We start from the raw sequence: 23,992 nt of genomic DNA, 5'->3' as shown, positions 1-23,992 counted from the left end.
GCTTTTCCGTGTCAGGAGGAGTTGGAATGAACAAAAAACGATGCCATACACTGCTGCCGCTGGTGCAGCTTCTCCCGACGGTGGCGGTAGCGGCAGCTGTACTTTTTGCCCTGCCCCGCACCGTTCCGGTGCTGGCCGCCGTGCCGGAAAAGCTGACAACCGTGGTGGAGCAGTCTGTGGAAGCCGCTTCCTCCGAAGCGGAGGAAGAAACCCTGCCCAAGCTGCCCTATGCCGACGGCGTTTACGTCGGCTCTTCCCGGGGCTACGGCGGTGCCGTCCGAGTACAGGTCACCATGGAAAACGGCAGCATCACGGAGGTGGAGATCTTGGACGCATCCCACGAGACCAAGCAGTTTCTGCGGCGTGCCAAGCGGCTTTTGACCACCGTGGTGGAGACTCAGAGCTGGGAGGTGGATGCCGTTTCCGAGGCCACCTACACCAGCCGGGGCATTCTGGGCGCAGTGCAGAACGCCCTGACCGGCGAGGTGGTCAACAATCCCCTGCCGCCCCAACCAAAGCCCGCTGCAACGCTTGTGGTGGAGGAATTTACGGCTCCCTCCATCTACTTGGACGGCATCTACACTGCCGAAGCCATGGGCTTTGAGGGGCAGATCACAGTGCAGGTCACGGTGGCAGAGGATAAAATTACCGATATCACGATCCTGAGCGCCGAGGACGAGGAGGAATATCTCTCCCGGGCAAAACAGGTCATCCCCGCCATTCTGGAGGGACAAAGCCCCAACGTGGATGCTGTTTCCGGCGCGACCTACTCTTCCACCGGCATCCTGAACGCGGTCAAGCTGGCACTGGCAAAGGCCGCTGTTGCCCCGGCAGAGAAAACCGCTCCGGAGCAGACTGCATCGGAAGAGACGGCAGAGGGAACCGCACCGTCTGAAGCAGCAGAGCCCGGGGAAACGCCGGTCACCGCGCCCACCGTGGAGGTGGTGCAGCCGGAGGAAAAGAGCGCCGTTCCCGTGTGGCTCAAGGAAGTATGGCAGCAGCTTTTCTATGCAGATGCACCGGCATCCTCTGAACCGGAACCGGCATCTTCTGAGGAAGTGCTGCCGACATCCGAGCCGGCACTGCCGCCGGAAGAGACCGGGATTGAATCTGAAACGGAAGGAGCAGCAGAATGAAATACAAAAATTTTCTCCTCCGGGCGGTGAACCTGCTGCTCATTTTGGGGGTACTGTGGCAATACCAGCAGGTGGCGCTGATCCGGGCGGCAGCGGTAAGCCAGCGCAAGCAGGAAATTGCCGAAGTTGAAGCCTACAATGCTTCCGTTTTGCAGGCGCAGAGCGCAGCACAGGCAGAGCAGAGCGGCTACCGGGACGGCATCTATGAGGGCAGCGCCTATGGTTTTGGCGATGTCATTCAGGTGTCGGTGACTATCCAGAACGGAAAAATGACCGATATTGCGGTGCTGGATGCTTCCGGCGAGGATAAGCCCTACTATAAGCAGGCGCTGCCTTTGCTGGACGAGATGCTGGCAGTGCAGTCTGCTGAGGTGGATACCGTTTCCGGCGCTACCCTCACGGCAGAAGGACTTATCGGTGCGGTAGAGAACGCACTGGGAAAGGCGGCGGGATGATGGAAAAAACACAGGCAAAGCCTTTAACAGCGGCGCAGCAGCGTCAGCGGGACAAAAAGCGCCGTACATGGCTGCGCACCGGGGTGCAGTTGTTCTTCTTTGTGTCCATGCCGGGCGCATTCGTGGCCGGGTTTTCCGGGGTAAAACAGATCTTTCTGCACATCGGTGCAGGCGAGGTGCTCTCTGTGGACAGCTTCACGCTTTCCCTGCTGGGGCTGTGCGGCTTCACCCTGCTTTTCGACCGTTTTTTCTGTGGGTATGCCTGCGCCTTCGGCAGCTTGGGCGATGCCGTCTGGGCGCTTTCCGGGCTTATTCAAAAAAAGCTGTTCCACCGCAAAAAGCAGCTCCGTCTGCCGGAGCGGGCGGTGCTTTTGGGGCAGAAGGTCAAATATCTGCTGCTGGCATGGCTGGTAGCACTGTATGTGACCCGGCAGGAAAAGATGCTGACCGGCGCAAGCCCGTGGGAGGTGTTTTCCCGCCTGACGGCTCTGCATCTGCCGCCGGAGGGCTTTGGTGTGGGCATCGGGCTGCTTGTGCTCATTTTGCTGGGTATGGCGGTGCAGCCCCGGTTCTTCTGTCAGTTCCTCTGCCCCATGGGAGCGGTGTTTGCCCTGCTGCCGGTGCTGCCATTTGCGCGGCTGCACCGGCAGAGCGACGGCTGCATCCCGGGCTGCAATGCCTGTAAACAGCAGTGCCCGGTGTGCCTGAAGCTGGAGGAAACCAGCCTGCGCAGCGGGGAATGCATCGCCTGTGAAGCCTGCGTTGGCACCTGCCCCAAGCAGAACATCCACCAGTGGGATACCACCTTGTGCAAGCGTCTATGGCTGCCGGTGCTGGGTAAAGTGTTGCTCTTCTTCCTGCTGGGCTGCTGGCTGGGCTTTTGCCGATTCATCTGAACTAAAAAAGGAGGCTGCTGCGCAGTATTTGTGCAGCAGCCTCCTTTTGGCTGGGAGATCTATCATTTCGATACGCCGGAGCATCTGCGGACGCTCCGGCGTACCATTTTTACAGGGAAGACTTCTGCTCCAACAGGTCTGTCATGCTGCGCAGGCTGATGCCAAGGGTGGAAAGGTTATGCAGCATGGCGCTGGTGGCAGGGGGAAAGGACATTTTCCCACTTCTCCGCTCTTATTCGGTAATAGCCCAGACCCGTGCGGGCAGACCAGTTGCCCCTTCAATGCGGGGATAAGAAACGATGACTACCGCACCGGCAGGCTGAACTTTATCCAGATTTGCAAGCACCTCCACCTGCAGCTTGTCGTTGTCCAGAACATAGCGTTCGCAGGCAAGGTCACCCTTTTCCTCCGCCACCGCAGAGGAATCGGTATCCAGCGTTTCGTGGCCGTTGGCGGCGGCATTGCGCACCTTGTAGATATACTCCAATGCTTCCAGCGACCAGCCGGGAGCATTTTCTTTGCCCTCTGCGTCGATGCCGGACAGCGCATCCATATCCGGCCACTTCTTATACCAGTCGCTGCGCAGAGCCACCAGCGCACCATCCGGGATAGGACCGTACTTTGCTTCATAGGCCTTGATGTCCTCCACTGTCACAGCATAGCGAGGGTCTTTCTTGGCCTGCTCAGAAATATCGATGACCACCAGCGGGAAAATCAGGTCGTTCACATCAAACTTTTCGGACAGCGCTTTGCCCTTGATGAAGTGACCCGGGAAGTCGATATGGGTACCGAACTGTCCGGGGAATTTGAAGGTCTGGATCAGGCATTCCAGTTCCGGCTTGCCCCAGTCCCACACGGTCTTTGCCAGCTCCACGGAGCCTTCCGGGATGCCGGACCAGTAGGGGCTTTCGTTGTTCAGCGAGTGAGAAAGTTCCACCCAGCGATATTTTTTAGCATTCTTCAGTGCGTTCCACAGTTTATAATCAGCCATTGTCGGTTCTCCTTTTATTGTGACGATGTATGTTCGGGCACTTCTCCCAGACAACGGCATCTTCCTGTTTTTTCTCAGTCTGTCTGCCGGGAATTTGTCTGGGAGCAGCGCATTCGCCCGGGTAGTCTGTGCCGGGCATCTGCTGTATGTTTCATCTGTCTGCGCTCCCTTCCTTGTGTTGGGGATAGTATAAACCCATTTTCGCACCATGTCAATAGGTTTATTCTTTCAAAGACTTCCCGGGCAAACGACAGGTCAGCAAACCGTTCGCCCTTGCAATAACGTTTCGTCATCCCCTTTCCCTTTTATCGCAGCTCTTCCAGCAGGGCGGTGCACCCCTCCAGCACATCCTGCCATGGCAAACAGACAAGATCTTCTTCATCTTACTCTCCCAGCACCTCGCCCAGTGCCAGAACAGCGTTGCGGACGCACTCCGGGCACGGGCACAGCGGTGCGCCGTTCTCTATTCCCTTCAGATCCTTGCAGATGGTAGCACCGCACTTTTCCTGAAAGTTTTGCAGCAGTTCCTTAGAAATGCGGGGTGTGCCCTTGCCGTCGGTGACGATGCCCGCCACCATCACAGCGCCGATCAGTGCGCCGCAGGTGCTCTCCATGCAGCCCATGCCGGCGGCATAGCCTGCGCCCAGCTTCATCAGGGTGTCGGCATCCACCGGCAGCTTGTCCTCAAATGCCTTCAGCACCGCCTGTGCACAGTTGCACTGTCCAGTAGCTTTCCATGCGGCAGCCTGTGCCGCCCGTTCTTCGATGTTCATTTTACAGTCCTCTTTCTTTGATGAATCGTAGTTTATTCGACATTATCATAAAATTCCTGTAACACTGTTGCCAATTCCTCCGGAGATTCTATGTTTGCTTCATGACCTGCTTTCAGAAGTTCATGGAAGTGGGAATCGCTCAAATAACTGGCAAGTTCCTTTGAGGCTTTTTTGTTTGCGTTGTCCTTTTCCCCACAAACGATCAATGCCGGACAGGACACCTTACATAATGAATCCCTGAAATCCAATTCCGTCATCGTACCGCACAAGCTGATCACATCTGCTTTCTTGAATCCAAATTGCTTGAACATTGTATTCGGCATAAAGCGAAACAGCATATTCTGGAACTTCAATAGCTTTTCAGGCATTTTATATTGTGCTGCAATTAGCACCAGTGCCTTTACTTTATTCGGATGATCTATCGCATAATTAAGTGCCAGAACAGCACCCAAGGAAAGCCCGCACAAGACGATTTCATCATGTTCCTTATCACACTCTCCTGAGAATGCAGCATACAGTTCCCCATAAGTGGCCGCTTTGTCCTCCAGCATCTCTGCCAAACTCAAGCAGACGCTGCTGTCCGAGACCTTCGTTTCTTTTATTACTCTGTCCCAACTGTTTGGTTTTTGTCCCAACCCATGTAAGTACAAAAACTTCATTTAATTTCCGCTCTCCTTCACACGTCCTGCTGCTTCCTTTCCAGTTCTTCAAAGTGATACCGGGGCTTGCCTTTGCTCTTTTTGCCGTACTCGATGGCTTCTTTAGGGCAATAGCAGATGCAGGCCATGCAATGGGTGCAGTTTTTGCCCCAGACCGGCTTGCCGTTTTCCAGATGGATGTTGTTCAAAGGGCACAGCTCCACGCACTTACCGCAGCCGATGCAGGCATCCGTTGCCCGGAAGGCCTCCGCTTTTACAAAGAAGCGATAGAACACCGGGTTCACCGGGCCGCTCATAAAGCGGTCGTAGAGGTTCTCTCTCGGCGGAGGAAATTCCTGCCCGGCCTTGAGCTGCGCCAGCGCCTTCTGAAGCGCAGGCTCTGCCTGCTCCACGATGCTCCGTGCCTGCTCCTTTTGGGGTGCATTGAACATGGCAATGTAGTTTTCCGGCATGATGATCTGGGCTGTGCCCATATACTGCAGCTGCTTTTGCACTGCAAGCTGCCGGTTATAGCCTGCCGCATTGCCAATTTCGCTGCCGCAATCCATCACAAACCAGATACGCTCTGCCCCGGTCAGCTCGGTCTTGCCCAGCCACTCCGACACCACCCGGGGGATACGCCATGCGTAGGTAGGCGTTACCAGCACCACGTCACGCCCGGTCTGCACCGGGACGGTATTCCCTGCCTTGATGCAGGCGTTCAGGTCGTAAAGCGGCATCTCCAGCCCTTCGGCAATGCGCCGCGCCAGATATCGGCTGTTGCCGGTTCCCGTAAAATAAAGTACCATGGCTGCCCCCTCATTTTGTGTTATTCAGATGTCCGTCTGCCCGGCAAACTGGAACTTGTCGGGGCGAGGCCCCTCCATCTTGCTACGCAAGACTGTTCTGTCACTTAAAAGCCCCACTGGGGCTTTCATTGTTCCGCTTCGCTCCACAAACGCGAACTTGTCGGGGCGAGGCCCCTCCATCTTGCTGCCGCAAGACCGTTCGGTCGCTTGAAAGCCCCACTGGGGCTTTCATTGTTCCGCTTCGCTCCACAAACGCGAACTTGTCGGGGCGAGGCCCCTCCATCTTGCTGCCGCAAGACCGTTCGGTCGCTTAAAAGCCCCACTGGGGCTTTCATTGTTCTGCTTCGCTCCACAAACGCGAACTTGTCGGGGCGAGGCCCCTCCATCTTGCTGCCGCAAGACTGTTCGGTCGCTTAAAAGCCCCACTGGGGCTTTCATTGTTCTGCTTCGCTCCACAAACGCGAATTGTTTACTTCTTCGTCTTAGGCGCAATAAGCAACATGACTGTCACAAGAATATATAAACCATACAGTAACCAAGTAATGGTATTGTTCCAAGGAAAACTCATTTCTGGATGGTTCAATGCAAACACTATAAATGCAATAGCTATAATCAGCATTATTAAACCGAGAATCCTTGATATACGCTTTTTCATGCAAAGCACTTCCTTGTCAAACTGGAATTGTTAATCTTGAACTGGTCCTATAATGCCAAATGCTATTGCATCAATAAAAAGCACGAACGCTATCACACAAACAATTAAAATAGTTGCAATGACTTTAATAACAAGTTGTTGATTTTGTCTTAAATTACTCTTACTAACAATCCTTAAGACAAAAATCAAAGCAACGAGGATGATAAAAGAAATAATATTATAAAGAACCACTGTTTTCATCTATGTGTCCTTCTTTTTTATATCAATTCCGAGTTGCCGCTCTCCGTATGCCATAGTCTCCGCACGCAAAAAGCCCTTTGCGGCAAGGTGTGTGCTTACACCTCACCCGCAAACTTCATGCCCCAGCTCATGCGGGTGTCGTACATCAGGCGGGTCAAGGCAAGGCTGTCCTGCGGGGTGTAGCGGTTGCTGCCGGTGCGCCCCAGTTTGACGCAGCGGCTTGCTTCCCGGATCTCATACTCAAAGCCGTTGATGTCCACCGGGCAGCGGATGACCTCCGGCTCTTTGCCCTCCACTTCCAGCGTCATGGTCTCGGCGTGCTGGAAATCCGGCAGAAAGATACTGCCCTTGGTACCAACGATACGGGCATTGCGCTCCAGCTCCTGCCCGATGGTCTGGACCGACTCCGCCTTGCAGCCGCCGGGGTAGGTCAGCACAAGGCGGCTGTAATCGTCGGTGCCGTACTCGTTGATGTGGACCTCTTTGGTCTCCACCTTCTCCGGGTCCTGTCCGGTGAGGATGCGCAGAAAGCCCAGATTGTAGATGCCGATATCCAGCAGCGCACCGCCGCCCAGACCGGAATCAAACTTGCGGTCCTTCCGGGCACCGGAGGCAACAAAGCCGTACTGACAGGTGATCTGCTTCAGTTCCCCGATGGTGCCAGCCGCAAGGATCTCGCGCAGGCGGTCGTACAGCGGCAGCAGCCAGATCCAGAACGCCTCCATGAGAAAGCGGTGCTTTTCCTCCGCCAGACGATACAGCTCCTGCGCCTGCTCCGGGCTGATGGTAAAGGGTTTTTCGCACAAAACGTGCTTGCCCTGCTCCAGACAGAGCTTGCAGTTTTCGTAATGCAGGGTGTTGGGGGTGGCGATATAGATGGCCTCCACCTCCGGGTCGGCGGCAAGGGCTTCGTAGGAGTCATAGCAGCGGGGAATGCCGTACTGCTGCGCAAACGCCTGTGCGCTTTCCAGATGCCGTGAGCCCACGGCAACAAGCTGCTCCCCTTCTGCGCCCATCTGTTCCACCGTAGACGCAAACTTTTTGGCAATAGTGCCGGTCGCTAAAATTCCCCACTTCATAACGGTACCTCCCGGTTTATTACTTTGGATTCGTTGCGTTCAGTATACCATGGTTTTCCCCTGCGGAAAAGATAGTGAAAAACAAAAATGCCCCCGGAGGGCTTATTGCCACTCTCTGGGGACAGATTCTATGCACCGGCATCATCCCTCTGGCTACACGCAAAACGGGCTCCTGCAAGCGTTTAACCACTGGCAGGAGCCCGTTCATTTCTTAAAGTTTCGTCATCCACAGACCATGCAGGTTGCAGTAGGCGTAGACCGCCACCGGCTTTTCGCCGCCCAGCTCAAACACCGCCTTGGGTGCCTGACCGGGGACGAGGTAGCGGAGCTGTCCGCCGTTTTCGGTCTCCACAAAGAGCCACTGGATGTGGTGCACATCCACCATGGGGTGCTCCACCGCACCCACCGTGACGGTGAGGGTGCTGCCGGAACGCTCTGCCACCGGCAGATGCTTTTCGCCGCTGGCTTCCACGGTGTTGGGGAGCAGTTCCTTCATCTTTTCGCCGCAGCAGACCAGCGGAACGCCTGCGTTGTGGATGGTGGTGACCAGGTTGCCACAGTGCTCACAGATATAAAACTTTGCCTTCATATTAAAATCCTCCATCGGAATGTTGTTGGTGTTTCCTGTGACTATATGATAACATTTCCTAGTTAGATTTTCTGTGACTGGGTCACGCAAGCAGCCTAGTGCTATGGGGATGCCCTCAGCTTCCCATGGCAATAAGCACCAGCACGACCACCACCGCAATGGCAATGAGGCAGCCGCAGCCGCTTCCGTCTCCACCACCGCCGCCACCGCCGCCGGACGAGCCGCCGAAGTTGCGGTTGAAGGCCGTCATGTACTGGGCATAGCCCGTGTCACCTTTGCCGAAATAGCCGTAATCACCGTTTGCCATTGTGTTTTCCTCCATCCGAAGTGTGTTTCGCTTCTTCTGAGGTCATTTTACTGAAAGAGCCGTCCTATAAACATCTCTTTCAGCATTTCTTGTCATCTCATTCTTCCCCGATGCCCAGATATACATCAATGTCCATGATGCCCTCCCCGCCGAGTTCCACCAGATCTTCAAAGGGCACCACGGTGTCGCCCACCTGCAGGGTGCGGAACACCGGATCAATGCGGTCCGCTTTTCCGGTCAGGGTGAGGTAGTTGCCCACCGCCGGAACCTCCGGGTGGGCGGTATCCTCCTTGAAGTACCGCACCGTAATGGTCATGCCCTTGGTAACCTGCATCAGCCGATCGGACAGAGCCGACATTTCTTCCTCGGTCAAAATGCGCTTGGTCACCCGCTCGGTGCGCTGCTTTTCTGCGGCAAGCTGCTCGTCATAGCCCCGCAGCGGAGAGAAGGGTGAGAAGATTTTGGCACGGTTCTGAAGGGTCATGCGGGGGTGCTTGCAGAGGGATTCTTCGGTCTGGGGGCGTTCCATCTCTAGGATGTCCCCGTACTTTCGGGCGGTCTCCCGCCCGATTTTGCTATTTTTGTAGTTTTCCATCTGAACCTCCCGCCGAATCTCCTGCACTGTGCCCGCCGATTTGTGCGTTGCGCTGGCGCATGGTGGCACCCTCTTCGTAGCTGCTGGCTTTCAACACGGCGTTTTTGCCGTACTTGTTCTTGATGCCCAGCATGGCTTGCTGGAGTTTTTTCTCCTTTTCCAGCTTCTTGGTGTCGGTGAAAAAGTCCACCTGATAGATGCCCTCGTCCGGCGTGACCTTGTTGGCATTGATGGTAATGCGCCGCACCGTCAGCGCCGGGTCGGTGATGCGCTCAAACAGCTTTGCGCTTTCGTTGATGAGGGTGCTGCCCAGATTGGTAGGAGCATCGAACCGGACGGTGCCGTGTGCCGCTTTGGGGATGGTTCTGCCGTAGCGGTCGGTCTGGGTCAGACCACGATAACCGCCCTTGTCCACGTTCTCCCGGTCGTAGCCTATCTCCAAGGTGATGGATTCCGTCACCAGCTTCTTTTCGGTGAGCCGGAACATCAAGATTTCTGCCATTTCCCGGACAATGAGTTTTGCTTTATCATACGGATAAGGAGTGGAAAGCACCTGTCCCTCGCTGATGCTGTTGGTGCTGGGCTTGTAGCTTTTGATCTCAGCCATACCGCAGGGTTCGTAGCCCCATGCGTGGTCAATAAGGATTTCTGCATCTACGCCGAAAATCTCATACAGTCGATCTTCTCCATGGATGGAAAACCGTGCCAAATCCCCCATGGTGTAGATACCGTGGGCTTCCAGTCGCTTGACGGTGCCGGGGCCAGTCATCCAGAAATCCGTCAGAGGGCGGTGGTTCCACAGCAGATACCGGTAAGACTGCTCGTCCAGCTCTGCAACGCGGACACCATCTTTGTCCGCCGGGATATGCTTTGCCACAATATCCATGGCCAGCTTTGCAAGGTAGAGGTTGGTGCCGATGCCTGCCGTTGCGGTGATACCGGTGTTGTACAGCACCTCCCGCACCATGGTCATGGCAAGCTCGTGGGCGCTCATGTGGTAGTAGGGCAGATATCCCGTCACATCAATGAAAACCTCGTCGATGGAGTAGGGGTAGATATCCGCCGGGGACACATATTTGAGGTAGGTCTTGTAGATTTGAGTGGAAACGTCCAGATACCGCTGCATCCGGGGCGGCGCAACAATGTAACTCAACCCCAGCGCCGGGTCTGCGTTCAGGGCGTTGGCATCGAAAGAGGTTCTGGCAAAGTGGTATTTTCCATCCTCTCCCCGGACCGCCTTTTTCTGCCGGATGGCAGTTTGCAGCCGCTGGGCGTTGACCTCTTTCACCCGCTGAACGGCTTCAAACAGCCGTGCTCTGCCGGGTATCTTGTAGGCCTTCAGGGAGGGCGACACCGCAAGGCAGATGGTCTTTTCGGTGCGGGATGCGTCTGCCACCACGAGATTGGTGGTCAGAGGGTCCAGATGGCGGTCTACGCACTCCACCGAGGCATAGAAACTTTTCAGGTCGATTGCCAGATAGGTGCGCTGCGCTGCCATACTTCAGCCCTCCTTTGCAGAAATCACAACCATTTATCTTATTATAATAAATCTTTACGCTGTTTTCAAGATGGAACGGCTATTTTATCTGTGATATAGACAACAAAAAAGAGTGGCAGCATTTCAAGCTGAAACGCTGTCACTCTGTAGGAACTGCGTAATGACTGACGATTATCCTTCTACTTTGACCGTAGCACGATCGCTCTTTGCGTTTCCATCCGCATCCAGCGTGATATGCACAAAATGTTCCGGCTTGTCGTAATCCTTTGTCTCGCCGTCATCGGTATAGTATTCATAGGATGCACCATCGGGAGCATAGGCAAGCAGGCGCAGATCTGCAAAGTCCACATCGGCAACGCTCTGGATCTTTTTGCCGTCCTTGGCAAGGGGCAGAAGGTGTCCCTTGCGCATAAAGAACACCACTTCATCCAGCTCCACCGGAATGTAATGATGGCCTGCCGGCAGCACGCTGGTTTCGATGCGATTGCTTTCACTGCACTTTACCCGCACCTGCAGCATCTCCTCCGGCAGATAAACATACCGACCACGGGCATTTTGCTCATATACCGGGGCAATCAACAGGCTTTCACCGATCATCACCTCATCCTCTACCCGGCGGGCAAAGTCGTCCTCCGGGAAGGCGAACGCCAACGGCATACAGTACATGCCGTCGTGCAGGGCAGCTTTCATGTACTCGCTGTAAATGTAGGGCAGCAGCAGGTAGCGCAGTTGTAAAATACCGGCAAAGGCAGCCTTGTTCTTAAAGCGGTAGGGCTCCTGCCGGCGGGTGCCGTCGGCAGAGTGGTTCCGCAGCAGCGGAGAGAAGATGCCCATGCCGTACCAGCGCAGCACCAGATCCTCCGTGGTATTGCTGCCAAAGCCGCCAATGTCGGGGCCTTCGTACAGGAAGCCGCACATATTCAGGGAGGGCATCATGTGCAGCGCAAGCAGAATGTGGCTCCACCAAGAATGGTTGTCGCCGGTCCAGATGCCGCCATACCGGTGCATCCCGATGCAGGCAGAACGGGAGTATATCAAAATGCGCTTGTCCGGCTCCAGCCGCTCGAAAGCCTCACCTGCCGCACGGGTCATGTTATAACCAAAAAGATTATGTACCTTGTCGTGCCGCATACGCCCCTGTTTGGTGTTGTGGTAGAACAGCTTATAATCGTTTTCGTTATTGGAAAGCTCTGCCACCATGCCGGTAAAAGCACCAAAGCTGGAAATATCCAGGTTTTGCTTGCTGTATTTCTCAATTTGAGCAAAGGTCTTTTTCAGTCTTTCCTCTGCGTAGAAGATAGCAGGCTCGTTCATATCATTCCAGAAGCCCTCGATCCCCTGATCCAGCAGAACCTTATATTGACTGCCAAACCAAGCACGGGCTTCCGGGTTGAGCATATCGGGGAAGTGTACCCGTCCCGGCCACACACCGGCTACAAAGGGGGTGCCATCCTGATTCGTGCAGAAGTAGCCGTTTTTCACGCCCTCCTCGTACACATCATATCCATCTTCGACCTTGACTGCTGCATCGATGATGGGGACAAGATGGATGCCCTGCGCTTTCATCTCGGCGGCAAAGTCTGCAAAACGCGGGAAGCGCTGCGCATCCACCGTAAAGTCCTTGTAATGCTCCATGTAATCGATATCCAGAACCACAGCGTCCAGCGGCATATGATTGGCACGGTAATTTGCCACCACCTCGCGGACCTCGTCCTCGTTCATGTAGCTCCAGCGGCTCTGGGCGTTGCCAAAAGCCCATTTGGGCGGAATATAACTGCGCCCCACCAACTGGCGGAACTGGTGCACAATATCGGTCAGGCTCTCGCCCTCAATGATGTAGAGATCGTAATTTTCCTCGGCCACCGTGATGCGTAAGGTATCCAGGTCGGTGTAGCCGCAGTCAAAGGTCACCTTGCCCGGGTAGTCGATAAAAACGCCAAATGTATCCTTGCCGGACACGATCATAAAATTATAAGCACCGTACAGCGAGGATTTGCCCTCGGTATGGTTGCCGTCATCGGAGCATTTGCTTTCGTACACCCACCCGCGCTTGTTGATACCACGGACGTTTTCGCCAAGACCATACAGGACATCCTGCGGTTCCATGGCATAGGAGAAACCATCCGGCTCCTTGGTCAGATAGGGTATCGTTTCCATCATGGGCAAAAAAGAACCCACTACACTTTCGGTATCAAACGGTTGCCCGTATTGCTTTTTGTAAATCATAGCAAAACACCTCTCCTTTGTTTTTTGAATCGCATGCTGATCCTGTCGAGATAAAAATTTTCTTTAAATCCAAACGATGCAAAATCATCTCGCCCGATGCACCGCGAAACGAAACACCACCATTATGATAGATCGTCTCCCGCATGGCCTGAAACGCATTTTTCCCAGCCTTACCGTATCGGAAGTGTAGATTTCATCTGTAAGCCTTCTATCAAATTTCATTTTCATCCTCGTAGGGTTTTGATTCTGCCGCGCACTTCAATTCTGGTATGTCTTTTATGGTCAACTGGCATACTGATTTTTGATCAAGCTTGTACAGCATAGCTAGTATAGTATACTTGCGCAGCATTTCGATTTCAAGCGCTAATTGGCATTGGCTGTGTAAAAAAGAGAGGCCAATCTGCGTAAAAATTTGCACAAGTTGATCCCTGTGCTTTTTCACAATCCGGCTATCCGTATAGACAGTCATCTTGCGATGCGGTATACTCGAACCAGATCAACATTTTCAGGAGGAAAATCATGGCGGGAGAAAACAACAAGGTCGTTATTGTTACCGGCGGAAGCTCCGGCATCGGACGGTGCACGGCATCTGCTCTGAAGGAGAACGGCTGCATCGTCTATGAGTTTAGCCGCAGAAATATCCCTATGGAGGGTGTTACCCATCTGTCTGTCGATGTGACCGATGAAGATGCGGTCAACGCCGCTGTGCAGCAGGTCATCCAAAAAGAGACCAAAATTGATGCAGTGATCAACTGTGCAGGCTTTGGCATTTCCGGTGCGGTGGAGTTTACGTCCATGGAGCAAGCCAAAGCACAGTTTGATGTGAACTTTTTCGGGACAGTCACTGTAAATAAAGCGGTTCTCCCCTTCATGCGCCATCAAGGGAAGGGGCATATTGTGAACATCAGCTCTGTTGCTGCCGTAGCGCACATTCCGTTCCAGACCTTCTACTCTGCAAGCAAAGCCGCCGTTTCTTCTTACTCTTACGCTCTGGCAAACGAAGTCAAGCCCTACGGCATCCATGCCACCGTCGTAGAATTGGGTGACATCTGCACCGGATTTACAAAAGCACGTCAGAAAAGCATTCTCGGCGATGATGAATACGGCGGGCGCATCTCCCGGAGCGTCAGTCAGATGGAGCACGACGAACAAAACGGCATGGACCCGGCACGCATTGGACGGTACATCGCCGGTATTGTGGAGAAAAAGAACCCGGCAGTCGTTTATGTTGCCGGTGCACAGTATAAATTCCTGAGCCTTTTGTGCAAGCTCCTGCCTGCCGCAGCACGCGGAAAGATCGTGGGGAAAATATACGGGTAACAGGCGCATTGCTCCGCAAAGCTGCTATATCCGTATTTTGTGGACAACGAAGCAGCGTTGTTCTCCTCGGAGTCCGGAAAAAAGGCAAGCCCTCCTTCATAAATTACAGTAACCGTTTATGATACTATGGGGAGGGGTCGGCATGTTTTTATCTCTTCTGCAATTTTTTGCCACAAAGTTTTTGGTTCTGGCGCTTCATCTGGAAAGCGGCAGCTTTCCGCGGCCCCTCTCTGCCCGGGAGGAAACCGAAGCCTTTTCCGCACTGCGTGCCGGTGACCCTGCCGCACGGGAAAAACTGATCCGGCACAATCTGCGTCTGGTGGCACACATCGTAAAAAAATACTACGCCTTGCCCGGCGATCAGGACGACCTTATTTCCATCGGCACCATCGGCCTGATGAAAGCAGTGGATACTTTCGACTCTGACCGTCGGGCACGCTTTTCCACCTACGCCAGCCGGTGCATTGAAAATGCTATCCTCTCCCCAGCGCACTTTGGGATGGAAAAGAGAATCCACCTCTTTCACGCAATGACGCATCTACGTCAAAATGGATTTTTTGGAGCCGAGAGAGCGGTTCCTTTTTTCTGCTTCAGAGGGTGTCATGTGAGGGTTGTGGTCTAACCCCTCTATACATCTTACAGGTAAGTTTGGCAGGCCCCGCACCACCGTAGAGGCGCAGGCGTTCTACCGTATGTACCATTCTTACGCCGACATCCCGAACCCATGGGACCGTCTGCGTTGGTGCCGCTATGGTCTTGACCTGCTGCAAAAAGAGGTTGCTGCCATGGTGGGCATGGAGGAATGGCTCTATCCGGATCTGGAAAGCGGCGCATTTCACCGCAGCTTCACGCCCGAACTTGCGGACAAGCTCGCCGCCCTTTACGGCATCCCGGTGGAGGACATTCTGGACGACTACACCCTGTTTCTGCACCGGGGCGGCGGAGACTTCCTCCGCAGATACCGGGAGGCAAAAGGCTGGAGCCGTCAGCAGCTTGCCGACCATGCAAAGGTCAGCAGGACAAGCATCCGCTGCTGGGAAAGTGGACAAAAGACCATCAGTCAGAAGTGCTTTTGCCATCTGGTGGAAAACCTTGGTTCCGATTTTCCATCTATGCTTCGCATGTGAGGTATGGTAATTTTTCTCCGGCCAAACGAAAAAGCTCGTCTGCAAGCCACGATATGTGGCAGCGCAGACGGGCTTTCGTTATGGAATCATTCTGTTTCAATTATTCTGATATTTGCTCTGACTTACATGGCGTTCCGTAAAACACGCAGTCGTTCTTCAAACGTTGCTTTCCATGCCGGATGCTCGGAGAATACGGTGTGCTCCACCTGACGGACTTGGTTCAGTCCGATGTTCCGCACCGCTTCCACTGCAGCATCTTTTTGGCTCAGATGGCGTTTTCCCACGGTCAGACAGTTTGCGCCTTCTGGCGTGTCGTACTGCTGAAACGCCCGGTTGAAATCCATCAGGTCGTGCAGACGGATGGGCTGATTGGTTTCGTTGTCTACCAGCAGACCCCAATTTTCCCAATGACGGTCAGTATTGCCCACCAGATAATCCAGAATGTTCATCATATAGTAGCCGGGAGCATCCAGCTCTAAGATCTTATCCAGCGTATTCCAATCACGGTTCGTGCAGTAGACGTCATAGGCTGCATAGGTCACAAGACTGTATCGCTGAGATGTCATGATTTTGCTGATAGAAACCGGCTCATTTTCAAACATCCCCTGCTCATACAGTACCTGATGGCAGTCAAAGCACCGGCAGATTTTGCTTGCCAGCACTTCACGTTCCACCGCATCCCTGCCGCCATCCTTGTAAAGATAGAATCCATCCTCTTTGCGCACCCATGCCTTGGGGTACAAGCCGCCCGTAGACAGGTCATTTGCCAGAAGATGGGCGTTTGTCACCGTCATTTGGTGCCCCCGCAGCGCAATATCCACAAGCGCATTGCTTAAGGAGTGTGCAAAAAGGTTGATATCCTCGAATCGAATCTTCTCGTTTTCTTCTTTCACCCAGAACACATCCAGCAAAGACAGACAATGGTAGGATAATGCAATCTGTGCTCGTTCCCTGTCCGTAACACTCTGAGATGCACCGATACTGTTCAGGATTTCCTTGGCGTAGGTGCGATCCAACGTCAACATCCGGGAGGCGCACCAATAGTAAAAGTTCGTTACATTATTGATGCGCTCGTCAAAATCATCCGATTCCACCAGAACCAGATCATAGGGCATGAAATCCTCGAGGCAGACCCTGCATTCCCCTGTCGTGCTGAGTTGTGCCACACAGCTTTCCCGGTGCATGATCTCGTAAAACATGGTTTTCATCCCTCCCTGCGTTCTGTGTCTTGCTCTGTATTTATATTACCTTCTTTTTTCACGGGACGCAAGAGCTTTTACTTTTCAAAAAGCTTTTTCTGCTGCTCCATCAGGACGGTTTCGATACGCTCTTTCAGAAAAAAGTGGAACTGTTTTGAGTGTTATGCAATGCCATAGGATACCATATTGGCTGCCAGCAATCAACAGTTTTGTTGTGTCAGCCGCATTTCAAAAGACTTATGTAACACAAAAAGCCCCACGCTCAACACTGCCTCTGAATCTGACCGTCTCTGGTCAGAGCAGAAAAGCATATGTTGAGCGTGGGGCTTTGTTTATCGGCTCGGCTGCCAGCCGGGCTTTTGGTGTTCCTTGGGTTTGTAAGTTCCTTTGGTAGTATCGATCACCGCCTGCAGCAATTCGAGCTTCTGCCATGTGGGGCAGTTCAGACGGTCGATTTTTTCGATCACATAGTTGGCGTGGGCGGTTGCGACCCGTTTTCCGAGTTCGTCCCATCCCTCTTTCGTTTTGGGGTAATGTACCACCACTTCAATGGGGGCACTCTTTCGCATGGCTCACTCACCTCCGGTTACATCGCTATCACCTCATTTTTACGGGTTACTGGTTGTCCGCTATTCGCTGCGGTTTCCGCTCAGAACGTTCAGAGCCAGACTGACCAGCAAAGCCATATCAATGCGGAGCATTTCAGCCTTGCTGGCATAGCCCATAAAGCGTTCGATGCGGGATTTATCGATCGTGAAGATCTGCTCCAGAAGAATCATGGACGGTTCTTCAAAGGCCGGGTTGGAATCCACCAGCACATGGGTGGGCTGGTTTTTCTTCTTTTCCGTCCGGGTGGTAACAGTTGCAACGATCAATGTAGGCGAATGACGGTTTCCAATGTTGTTCTGCAGAACTACCACAGGGCGTTTCCCGCCCTGTTCCGAGCCGATATGCGGCTCCATGTCTGCATAGTAGATGTCCCCTCTGAGATATCTCCAATTGTTCGGTAACATAAAAATCCCCGTGGAATGAAACGCCCTCATAGCCAAGAAGATTTACGAATCCTCTCAACTATGAGGGCATTGTTTTTATTCGTGCGGTTCCATGGTCAGATTATGCTGCAAAATTCAAGTGAGTCACTTTTTCTTTACCATTGAGCTTCTGATAACATCCAAAATGGTCTGATCCGCCGGGAGCCACGGAACGGAATCAAACTCCTCCTTCGTCAGCCACCGCGCAGCTTCCGCTTCTTTCAGAACAAGATCGCCGGAAACCACTTCACACCAGAAGCAGTCCATGGAAAGACGAAACGCCGGATAATCGTACTCGATTGTACCAATTAAATCCTCCACGGCGATTTCCGTGTCCAGTTCTTCTTCGATTTCCCGCTTCAGAGCCTTCTGCGGGGTTTCGCCCGGCTCGATTTTGCCGCCCGGAAACTCCCACTGGCCTTTATAGTCGCCATAACCGCGGGCAGTGGCGTAGATTTTGCGCTTTTCCTGCATGGAGTCGCAGATCACAGCGGCCACAACACGAATCGTTTTCATAACGTTCTCCTTTTGGATTCATTAGGCCGACCGTCAGAAGTCCCACCGACACGATAGAACACCCTGTTTCCTGCTTTTCTTGCAGTAACCAGCCCCATCTCATGGAATTTCATCACAAACGTCCGAATGGTTGCATACGCAGCGTTTCGGAAATCCTTTTCCAGCTGCTTTGTGGTAAACTCCTCTGCACCATAAGCAGACAGAACATACTCCCAGAGCAGCCGTTCTTTTTCTGTGATTTTTCCTTCCGCAAGAGCAGTTTGATATACCTCAAGATCAGTTTTCGGCGGGACTGCATCCACCTGCAGGCGGTTATAGACCTCATTGCAGAAGTAGAACAGAAAGGGAGTCACATCCGTATAGCCGGAAATCAGAGCATTTCTCTCCACGCGTTCGTAGGCTTTGTAATATGCGTCCTTGTTTTCAGCGATGTATCGGGAAAACGGCGTGAACAGTGCCGCAGGATAGCCCTGCTGAACAAGATACCAGAGGTGGAATAGCCGTGCAGTGCGTCCATTCCCGTCAAAATAGGGGTGGTAGTACGCAAAGGCAAAGTGCAGAATGGCAGCCTTATGCAGCTCATTGATGCCGTCATTGGCATTCGCAAAATCGACAAGACATTTCATGGCACCGGGAAGCCGCTCTGCCGGAAGTCCCGGTCTGGGTTCTTCACCGCCCACAATAAAAACATCGCCATGCCGATAAAAGTGGTTTGGCAGTAATCGATCTTCATCCGGGAGATAATCCCCTGTGCTGATCTGATACAGGTGATGCAGATTCTCCTCGGTGATCCTATTCTGACGATTCGCGATAAACTCCAGTCCGCGCTTCATACCATAGATGCGGGCTTCTTGTTCATCACGAGGGGCATAACCATCGAGGATATAACGGATACTGCTGCGGGTCGAGCGGATACTTTCAATTTGAAAAGTAGCATAAATTTCCTCGGTCATCGCCGACAAACCGAAGTTTTGTCCACTGACAGGGACAGAGAGCAACTGCTTCATACCATTTGTTGAAATTTGCGCGAGGTTCGGCAGGTAAAACAGCTTATTTCCAAAAAAATCAGTCAACGGCAGAGGCTGCGCAAAGTTTTGCCGCAGCAATTCGGCAAATTCTTTGACGCTGACAGTCGAGTACTTGTATTCCATCCGATTGAGTTCAAACAAATGCTTATCTGAAAGCATTTTGGCAAACTGTGCCCCATCCATTCTGTCCACCTCGCAGTTGATACTTATTGATACTACATAGTATCAATATATCGATTCTTTATAAAAAAGTCAACCGAAACAGGCCGAACCAACTTTTTTCCATACTTTCCGTCAAAATTCCCGTGGTTCCGTCATGGATCACATCTCCATCGGCTTATTCCCCACTTCGTCCAGATACGCATTCAAAAATTCCGCTGCAAGGCTGTTGGGACGGATGTTTTCTCTGGCTTCCTGCGGTGTGAACCACTTGCAGCGGTCCACTTCGTGGTTGATATGCAGCGCCTTTGCGGTTCTGACGAAAGCCGTAAAGTTGCACATCAGCGTGTTGGACGGCTCAAAAAACTTGGTACGGTTGAACCGGAGGTGCTCTACTTCCAACCCGGTTTCTTCCCGGACTTCCCGCACCACGGCGTGTTCTTCTGCCTCACCGCGGTTCATATATCCAGCCACCAGAATATAAGAGGGCTTGCCGTACTGCTGGATGAGCAGAATTTTCCCGGTTTCCTCATGATGGCAGTTCCATGCGGCAGATCAACGCCGGGGATATTCTCGACATTGCTATGGCTGGCACCTCTGCCACCCTGCTGGCAAAGCGCTGGGAAAGCGTACTTCTGGTGAACGTGGACAATGAGACCCTCTCCCGCCTCATTGCCAACAAGGAGGCCATGGATGCTCTGATGAAGATCGAAGGCTTCCGCAGCCTGAACTCGGACATCGAAACCATCATCGCAAAGTCCGAAAAGGTGAAAAAGGCGAAGAAGGAAGGCACCAAAGACCTTACCCCGAAGCAGAAGAAGGAGCTTTCGGACGAGGAAAAAGAGTACAAGTCCAAGCGCAAGCAGATTCAGGAAAAACTCATCAAGTTCGCCACCCGCATTCCGGTGTTCATGTATCTGACGGACTACCGGGAGCGCTGCCTGAAGGATGTGATCACCCAGTTGGAGCCGGGCTTGTTCAAGAAGGTCACCGGTCTGTCGGTGAAGGACTTTGAGTTGCTGGTATCGCTGGGTGTATTCAACGATTCCCTGATGAACGATGCTGTGTACAAATTCAAGCGGTACGAAGATGCCAGTTTGAGCTACACCGGCATTAATCGTCACGATGGCGAGGATCGTGGCGGCTGGGATACGGTGCTCTCGGATGCCGACTACAACAAGATGTTTACCTTGCAGCAGGCATCTATGGAAGCCCCTGCGCCCGCTCCGGATGACCTGCCCGCAAAGCCCTATTTCACCCCGGACGAGGACGAGCCGAAACCGGCTCCTGCAAAGAAGCCTGCGCCACAGCCCGCAAAGCCCATCATCAGCTATGGCGGTTTTACGCCCAAAACCAACACGGCGCAAAACACGCAGGCTTCCGGCAGCAAAATCCACAAACCGAGCAACAGCTATACACCTTGCCCGGTTTCCGGTACCCCCGGCAACTTTACACCCCGCCCGGTGAGTTCGAGTGGCAGCATTGGAGCTGTAAAGCCGAGCTTTGGTCTGAACAGCCATCCAGCCCGATATGGTCACGGTACGCTTTGGCAGCGTAGAAAAGAAATTCCTGCTGCCTGCGGCGATCGTGCAGGGGTATTTGATGTTAATCTAAAACCAGATAAGTGCATAAATGAAGCCTCGGTCTGTAAAAATGATAGACCGAGGCTTTTTTATTGATAAATCGATAATGTTCGACTATAATTAAGAAAATACATAAAGAGGGTGCTAAGATGGCAGAAAAGAAATTCATCCCGGTAAAGGTAACAGACCGAGAGTGGGCCGAAAAACTTTTAGATGGAGAAGTGTTTATGCGGCCACTGTATGAATTTGGCGCATGGAATTTAAAAAAAGAGGACAAACAATTGAATAATAGCTTTCGTGGAGATCTCTGTGAGGGAATGTCTGGCATCTTTGGCGAAGTGGAAGAGTGTCCAATTTATGATAGCTTCGATGAAAACGTAAAGAAATATATAAAGCAGATTTGGTATATCGATGATACTGATATAAAATATTTTAAGATTTTTAGTTTGTATTGTATGGAATATGATCCGTCTACAAATTTTTTTCTAAAGCCAAATCCTAAGATGTGCGAATTCGGAGATACAGCTGTCATCATAGCTGACTATAACGAATTTATCGAACGTTTTGGAAAGGCATTATTTAAGAAATACGATTCTGTAGTTTCAATGATGGATCGCGTCAAATTTTACAATTTTAGAGAAACCAGAGAAACGAATCCGCTGTTTGAAAAACATGAAAAATATTCATATCAGAATGAGCTTCGAATGGCATTTTGTGAATTAAGAGAAAACAAATTTGCAATGGGTATCAATTCTGATACCTCAAAGGAAATCGTTGAAGATCTAACACCTGTAAAACTTCAAATTGGCAATATTAGAGATATTGCCTACGCAATTCCTATTGAAAATTTCTTAAAGCTGTTGATTCCACGATATATACCGCTGCGCTTTCCTATGAGAGAACTCTATGAATCTCAAAGCAATTATGACAAACTCGTTAGTAACACTAGATCCGTTATGAAAAATCACAAGTCACCGTTTGTTCGGCCTATGTTGGTTATAGACGGAAATGCAAGAGTTACAGATGAAGGAATACTTATATAACTAGCAGGTGAGGTTGTGTTATGAATGTAACATCAGAAATAAAAAGCTATATTGAATTAAAAGAGACATGTGGAGCACTTCTTTTAACCGGAAAATGGGGATGCGGCAAATCATATATTATGCATCAACTGGCGGATAGTCTAAATGGAGAAGACCAATATGCTGTAGCGATTGTTTCATTGTTTGGAGTGCAGAGCATTGAAGAACTTGATAAAAAAGTAAAAGAAGCTATCCTATACGTTAGAACCATAAATAAATCAGAAAATGATTCTTCTAGTAAGGTGTCGGCTTTGATAAAAAACGCAAAGAAACTATCGAGTGAGCTAAGCGATGTTTGGCAGGGATTTAGGGGAATCAATGCGGCTCTTTCAATTAATCTATATGACTTTTTTGATATAAAATCAGAACTACTGTGCTTCTCTAAAAACGGAAAGACAATGGTTTCAAAAACACTTGTCCTAGTTTTTGATGATTTTGAGCGTTCAAAGCAGGATAAGACAATATTGCTAGGCACAATTAATAATTATTGTGAAAACAAAAAAATAAAAACAATTTTAATCGCGGATGAAAATCACATTGACGAAGAAGCTTATAAAGAATTTAAAGAAAAAGTAATTTCACATACCATAAAAATAGCAGCAAATTATTCGGAGATTATTCAATGTATTGTTCGAGATTATAAAGAGACTGTCGTTGGATATTGTGCCTTTCTTGAAAAGCATCAGGATACTATTAAAGAAATATTTGGCGAGAGTAAGTCGGATAATCTAAGAACACTTAAAATTTGGCTTACAGATTTCGAACGAGTTTACAAATTATGGATAGAGTTAGATCTTCCGTTAAAGGATATTGATCAGGTCTTTTATAATTTCGGAGCAGTAATGTTTGAATATAAATTGGCAAAGTGTGAACTTGACCGGTATGGACTGGTTGAATTCAAATCGAATGAACGTGCGTATAAGGGTGTTGATATTCAACCTGAACGCACATCGGATAAATATAAACGACTTTCAAGATATAGAAGTTTTGCAATACTAGAAAAATGGATAGTATCGGGCGAATGGGATGAGGAGACTGTAAAAATCAATCTTTGCGCACCGTACAGAAAAATTCCGATTAAAGATGAATACTATTTTGTTCAGTCAGACTTTTGGTCGATGACGCAGGACAAAATAAATAAATTTCTCCCACTGACACTTGAATTGGCGTATAAAGGAGATCTATCAGGAGATGAATTGATAAACCTCATTCAAAGAATAAAGGATTTGAAAAAGATGGGTGTAACTATTTCATCTCACATTGACTACGACAGAATATATGATGGACTCTCCATGCGTGGAGAAAAAATAGAATCTGGTGAAATTGTTGAGCCAGAACGTTGGAAATTTATAGAAAATCCAGAGGAACTTTCTCCGGAGGCCAAAAGAGTATATGATGAATTGGAGATGTTACAATATAAGGTAAGCGATTCGCGTTCTCGAAAAGAATACATTGCTTATCTTGAAAGTCCACGAATCCAATTTGAAAATCACTATGTGCATCGTTTGGCAGTATTTGATGATGAATTATATAGTTTGTTTGTGGAAAAGTTCAAAGGTAATGACAATTACAAAAGATTGTACCTTGTTGATAGTTTAAAGGTCTATTTAACAGAGCTGCTCCGGAAGCCTGGCACGGCAGATATTTCCAAAACTATGTGCAACTTAAAAAAACTTAGCGCATGGATTCGGGATCGTAATTTGAATGAAAGAGATGGAGTACGTAAGTATACATATAAGGTTTCGGAAAAAAAGCTTACTGAATTGATCGAAGTAATGATGACAACCTACGAAATAAATATCACTGAAAAAGGAGTTTGATGCCGTGACCCAACCGAAAACCGACCTTGCCTACCTCCGTAGCGAAAAATCCAAAGCAGAGCAGAAGCTGCGCTCTTTCCAGCACCGGGAAAAGTTCCTTGAACGTCAGATGTCAGAGCTGAACCGGAGAGAGCGTGTGCATCGTCTTTGTACCCGTGCCGGAATGCTGGAAAGTTTTCTGGTCTGTCCGGGAGAACTGACCGATGATCAGGTGATGGAACTGCTGAAAATCTCGTTCCG

At 51.0% G+C, this 23,992-nt stretch carries 27 protein-coding genes; 10 read left to right on the top strand and 17 right to left on the bottom strand.

Going from position 1 to position 23,992, the window contains the following annotated elements; translation table 11 throughout:
• Positions 1-26 precede the first annotated feature (26 nt).
• The 3 genes from QZL71_RS05770 to QZL71_RS05760 are packed head-to-tail and all read left to right on the top strand — an operon-like array spanning position 27 to position 2,487.
• Complete coding sequence (locus QZL71_RS05770) at positions 27-1,136, top strand: FMN-binding protein (protein ID WP_294648239.1); 1,110 nt, start codon at positions 27-29, stop codon at positions 1,134-1,136.
• Positions 1,133-1,591, top strand: a complete 459-nt coding sequence (locus tag QZL71_RS05765) for an FMN-binding protein (RefSeq protein ID WP_154255819.1) — start codon at positions 1,133-1,135, stop codon at positions 1,589-1,591. The genes QZL71_RS05770 and QZL71_RS05765 overlap by 4 nt, the downstream gene beginning before the upstream one ends.
• Positions 1,588-2,487 (top strand): 4Fe-4S binding protein, encoded by a 900-nt coding sequence (locus QZL71_RS05760; RefSeq protein WP_294648237.1) that lies wholly within the window; start codon positions 1,588-1,590, stop codon positions 2,485-2,487. Before QZL71_RS05765 ends, QZL71_RS05760 begins: the two co-directional genes overlap by 4 nt.
• Before the next feature lie 232 nt (positions 2,488-2,719).
• Here QZL71_RS05760 and QZL71_RS05755 read toward each other — a convergent pair whose 3' ends face one another.
• From QZL71_RS05755 to QZL71_RS05700, 11 genes are all read right to left on the bottom strand, one after another.
• Positions 2,720-3,478: a cyclase family protein gene (locus QZL71_RS05755; protein ID WP_294648235.1), complete on the bottom strand. Its 759-nt coding sequence runs from the start codon at positions 3,476-3,478 to the stop codon at positions 2,720-2,722.
• A gap of 383 nt (positions 3,479-3,861) precedes the next feature.
• Complete coding sequence (locus QZL71_RS05750) at positions 3,862-4,251, bottom strand: C-GCAxxG-C-C family protein (protein ID WP_005934047.1); 390 nt, start codon at positions 4,249-4,251, stop codon at positions 3,862-3,864.
• Positions 4,252-4,283: 32 nt separating this feature from the next.
• Entirely contained in the window at positions 4,284-4,910 is a 627-nt protein-coding gene (locus QZL71_RS05745; RefSeq protein ID WP_294648233.1) for an alpha/beta fold hydrolase, read from the bottom strand.
• A gap of 17 nt (positions 4,911-4,927) precedes the next feature.
• Complete coding sequence (locus QZL71_RS05740) at positions 4,928-5,698, bottom strand: EFR1 family ferrodoxin (protein WP_294648231.1); 771 nt, start codon at positions 5,696-5,698, stop codon at positions 4,928-4,930.
• A 685-nt stretch (positions 5,699-6,383) separates the two neighbouring features.
• Positions 6,384-6,593 (bottom strand): hypothetical protein, encoded by a 210-nt coding sequence (locus tag QZL71_RS05730; protein WP_097772305.1) that lies wholly within the window; start codon positions 6,591-6,593, stop codon positions 6,384-6,386.
• 95 nt (positions 6,594-6,688) lie between these two features.
• Positions 6,689-7,672, bottom strand: a complete 984-nt coding sequence (locus QZL71_RS05725) for a Gfo/Idh/MocA family protein (RefSeq protein ID WP_294648230.1) — start codon at positions 7,670-7,672, stop codon at positions 6,689-6,691.
• 211 nt (positions 7,673-7,883) lie between these two features.
• Complete coding sequence (locus QZL71_RS05720; protein ID WP_223387934.1) at positions 7,884-8,261, bottom strand: desulfoferrodoxin family protein; 378 nt, start codon at positions 8,259-8,261, stop codon at positions 7,884-7,886.
• Between the two features lie 115 nt (positions 8,262-8,376).
• The gene (locus QZL71_RS05715) at positions 8,377-8,568 is read right to left on the bottom strand and encodes an HFLK protein (RefSeq protein ID WP_294648281.1); all 192 of its coding nucleotides are present in this window, start codon (positions 8,566-8,568) and stop codon (positions 8,377-8,379) included.
• A 97-nt stretch (positions 8,569-8,665) separates the two neighbouring features.
• Positions 8,666-9,163: a hypothetical protein gene (locus tag QZL71_RS05710; protein ID WP_294648228.1), complete on the bottom strand. Its 498-nt coding sequence runs from the start codon at positions 9,161-9,163 to the stop codon at positions 8,666-8,668.
• On the bottom strand, positions 9,144-10,661 hold the full coding sequence (locus QZL71_RS05705) for a Y-family DNA polymerase (RefSeq protein ID WP_294648223.1): 1,518 nt from the start codon (positions 10,659-10,661) through the stop codon (positions 9,144-9,146). The genes QZL71_RS05710 and QZL71_RS05705 overlap by 20 nt, the downstream gene beginning before the upstream one ends.
• A 171-nt stretch (positions 10,662-10,832) precedes the next feature.
• Complete coding sequence (locus QZL71_RS05700) at positions 10,833-12,887, bottom strand: TIM-barrel domain-containing protein (RefSeq protein ID WP_294648220.1); 2,055 nt, start codon at positions 12,885-12,887, stop codon at positions 10,833-10,835.
• A 519-nt stretch (positions 12,888-13,406) separates the two neighbouring features.
• Between QZL71_RS05700 and QZL71_RS05695 the strand changes: the two genes are divergently transcribed.
• The 3 genes from QZL71_RS05695 (at position 13,407) to QZL71_RS05685 (ending at position 15,334) form a co-directional block, all read left to right on the top strand.
• Entirely contained in the window at positions 13,407-14,207 is an 801-nt protein-coding gene (locus QZL71_RS05695) for an SDR family oxidoreductase (protein ID WP_294648219.1), read from the top strand.
• 142 nt (positions 14,208-14,349) lie between these two features.
• Complete coding sequence (locus tag QZL71_RS05690) at positions 14,350-14,829, top strand: sigma-70 family RNA polymerase sigma factor (protein ID WP_294648216.1); 480 nt, start codon at positions 14,350-14,352, stop codon at positions 14,827-14,829.
• Positions 14,830-14,899: 70 nt separating this feature from the next.
• The gene (locus tag QZL71_RS05685; protein WP_294648213.1) at positions 14,900-15,334 is read left to right on the top strand and encodes a helix-turn-helix domain-containing protein; all 435 of its coding nucleotides are present in this window, start codon (positions 14,900-14,902) and stop codon (positions 15,332-15,334) included.
• A gap of 122 nt (positions 15,335-15,456) precedes the next feature.
• On the opposite strand, the gene QZL71_RS05680 is transcribed toward QZL71_RS05685, so the two are convergent.
• The 6 genes from QZL71_RS05680 to QZL71_RS05655 all read right to left on the bottom strand — a co-directional run bounded on the left by QZL71_RS05680 (position 15,457) and on the right by QZL71_RS05655 (position 19,741).
• Positions 15,457-16,542, bottom strand: coding sequence for a hypothetical protein (locus tag QZL71_RS05680; protein ID WP_294648211.1), 1,086 nt, complete (start codon positions 16,540-16,542; stop codon positions 15,457-15,459).
• Positions 16,543-16,865: 323 nt separating this feature from the next.
• Positions 16,866-17,102 (bottom strand): hypothetical protein, encoded by a 237-nt coding sequence (locus QZL71_RS05675; protein WP_005922522.1) that lies wholly within the window; start codon positions 17,100-17,102, stop codon positions 16,866-16,868.
• Positions 17,103-17,162: 60 nt separating this feature from the next.
• Positions 17,163-17,546: a type II toxin-antitoxin system PemK/MazF family toxin gene (locus QZL71_RS05670; RefSeq protein ID WP_097785024.1), complete on the bottom strand. Its 384-nt coding sequence runs from the start codon at positions 17,544-17,546 to the stop codon at positions 17,163-17,165.
• 123 nt (positions 17,547-17,669) lie between these two features.
• A complete protein-coding gene (locus tag QZL71_RS05665) occupies positions 17,670-18,080 on the bottom strand; it encodes a (deoxy)nucleoside triphosphate pyrophosphohydrolase (RefSeq protein ID WP_294648208.1) in 411 nt (136 codons plus the stop codon).
• Positions 18,077-19,291: a Fic family protein gene (locus tag QZL71_RS05660; protein ID WP_294648207.1), complete on the bottom strand. Its 1,215-nt coding sequence runs from the start codon at positions 19,289-19,291 to the stop codon at positions 18,077-18,079. Before QZL71_RS05660 ends, QZL71_RS05665 begins: the two co-directional genes overlap by 4 nt.
• Before the next feature lie 138 nt (positions 19,292-19,429).
• Positions 19,430-19,741, bottom strand: a complete 312-nt coding sequence (locus QZL71_RS05655) for an NUDIX domain-containing protein (RefSeq protein WP_294648204.1) — start codon at positions 19,739-19,741, stop codon at positions 19,430-19,432.
• Positions 19,742-19,812: 71 nt separating this feature from the next.
• On the opposite strand from QZL71_RS05655, the gene QZL71_RS05650 reads away from it, so the two are divergent.
• The 4 genes from QZL71_RS05650 to QZL71_RS05635 all read left to right on the top strand — a co-directional run.
• Positions 19,813-20,946: a hypothetical protein gene (locus QZL71_RS05650; RefSeq protein WP_294648203.1), complete on the top strand. Its 1,134-nt coding sequence runs from the start codon at positions 19,813-19,815 to the stop codon at positions 20,944-20,946.
• Between the two features lie 53 nt (positions 20,947-20,999).
• The gene (locus QZL71_RS05645; protein ID WP_097801779.1) at positions 21,000-21,893 is read left to right on the top strand and encodes a hypothetical protein; all 894 of its coding nucleotides are present in this window, start codon (positions 21,000-21,002) and stop codon (positions 21,891-21,893) included.
• Positions 21,894-21,913: 20 nt separating this feature from the next.
• Positions 21,914-23,752, top strand: coding sequence for a P-loop NTPase fold protein (locus QZL71_RS05640; protein ID WP_294648200.1), 1,839 nt, complete (start codon positions 21,914-21,916; stop codon positions 23,750-23,752).
• A 4-nt stretch (positions 23,753-23,756) separates the two neighbouring features.
• A partial coding sequence (locus tag QZL71_RS05635; RefSeq protein ID WP_294648197.1) for a DUF3847 domain-containing protein occupies positions 23,757-23,992 on the top strand: 236 nt, incomplete at its 3' end.

Origin of the sequence: uncultured Faecalibacterium sp., assembly GCF_900066275.1 — a bacterium.
In the GTDB taxonomy this organism is placed as follows: Bacteria; Bacillota; Clostridia; order Oscillospirales; family Ruminococcaceae; genus Faecalibacterium; species Faecalibacterium taiwanense.
Note: the sequence above shows the minus strand (reverse complement) of the source record. Positions and strands in the feature narration are given on the sequence as shown.